2 protein-coding genes are annotated in these 1743 nt (G+C 62.7%); both read left to right on the forward strand.

Annotation, left to right across the window (positions count from 1 at the left end; all coding sequences use genetic code 11):
* Positions 1-852: hypothetical protein (locus BACI9J_RS23280; RefSeq protein WP_159736707.1), on the forward strand; the 852-nt coding region annotated here is incomplete at its 5' end.
* A gap of 437 nt (positions 853-1289) precedes the next feature.
* Positions 1290-1544, forward strand: a complete 255-nt coding sequence (locus BACI9J_RS23285; protein WP_159736708.1) for a hypothetical protein — start codon at positions 1290-1292, stop codon at positions 1542-1544.
* The last annotated feature ends 199 nt before the right edge of the window (positions 1545-1743 follow it).

Below are 1743 nucleotides of genomic sequence, written 5' to 3' on the forward strand. Positions count from 1 at the left end.
GACGTGGACATCGCCCTCCTACACGAGAAACGAACTGCGCTCGGCGAACGGCTGGAGGAGCTCGGCGAGGAGGCGGAGCAGCGGTTTACGGTGGTCTCTACGGCGTTGGAATCGTTGCAGAACACGGCGAGCAGTGCCGGCGAAACCGTTGACGGGTACGAGGCGCGCGTTGACACAGTCGTCGACAACGGCACCAAACGAATCAACGAACTTGAGTCGACAAACACGAAGAACTACACGGCGTGGCAGCAAGCGCAAGGGGAGCGGTTCGATGAGGACTTCGCCCCATTCAAGGCGGCAATTGAGCAAAAACTCCAGGAAGCCGACGGCACGCTTCAACGACTGCGGGAGACAAACAAGGAGTACGAGACTCTTACTGCAGCGGCGGCAGCGAACACCCTTGCACATAGTTTCTCACGGGAGGCGCTCACCACTCGTGTTGTCGGACTATGCCTCTACGGTCTCGGGTTCGTGCTGCTGTGCACAGCGGCGGTACCACTGATCCTGCTGCTGACCCAGCCTGTGAAAGAGGGCGCCGGCGAGGCGCTGTGGGCAACGTTCGCCGTCCGCGCCGCCATTGGGGCTTTGGCTGCATCCGCCGCCACCGTAGCGATCCGGCTCGGGTCACGGTTCGTGTCGTCTGGGCAAGATAGCAAGCGCACGGAGTTGGAGCTTCGGGCGTTCGGTCCGTTCCTGGCGAACGTCGACAAGTCCGAGTCCGACACCGCTCGGCTGGAGTTCGTGGACCGTGCCTTCGGACCACGTGCTATCGATGACCGCCACGACGAAGCCATCCCGGTATCGACGTTCTCGCAAATCCTCGCTGCGGTCACCAAGCTCATAGGTCGCTGATCGGGTCCCATGGGACGGGTGAACTAGGGATGCCGAGGAGGGTCCGCGGTAAACCCTACGGTTGTCAAGGCGGGGTCGGTTTCGTCGCAGGTTGCGCTGCGATCAGTCGTCGAACCTCTCGAATCTTTGACTCGCTCAGCATGTGCAGCTATGTAGCGCTGGGGCATACCCCAGCGCAACAGACGACCGTCGGGCGGTTTCGCGTGGTTCTCGGGTGCCTGCTCGGCCTTTTGCGGCAGAAGTGCGCGAGAGTCTAGGAGTGGTGCAATACAAGATGCAGACCGTCGCTTACGTTCGAGTGAGCTCGTCCGATCAGAACCTCGATCGACAGCTCGAGGCGATCGGCGACGTCAACCGAGAGACGAGCCCGGAAACTGACGGACGACCAGCTCATCGAAGCACGGCGGCTGATCAGCACTGGTGTAGCCAAGGCTGCCGTGGCGTGTGACCTGGGCGTCGACCGCACGACGCTCTATCGGATGCTGGCCTCCAGCACGCTCCCACCGCCCGGATTCGCGACCCGAGTGCGCGCGACGCTGACACCGTCAGCAGCGGGCAGGGACCTGGACCTGGACCTGGACCTGGACCTGGAGCGTCTCCACCTCCCGATCATCGAAGCGCACGCTGCGGACGACGCAACGCAACCCACCCTTCCCGGCGATGGTGTGGACACAGCCGCTCGTTTACGATGAGGAGCCAAACGGCTCGAACAACAGGGGGATGCACGATGAGCAAGATCAAACAGGCACTGGTCGGCATGGGGATGGTAGTTGCGCTGGCGGGAGTGGGTGTGGTCCTGCCCACTGCTGCAGCTCCGGCACATGCTGGACCAGTCGTCTGCCACACGTGGACCGAGACGGTCCACGCGAAGAACTGCGACAAGAAGCGGCA

It is taken from the genome of Arthrobacter sp. 9V (assembly GCF_902506065.1).
Taxonomy (GTDB): domain Bacteria; phylum Actinomycetota; class Actinomycetes; order Actinomycetales; family Micrococcaceae; genus Arthrobacter.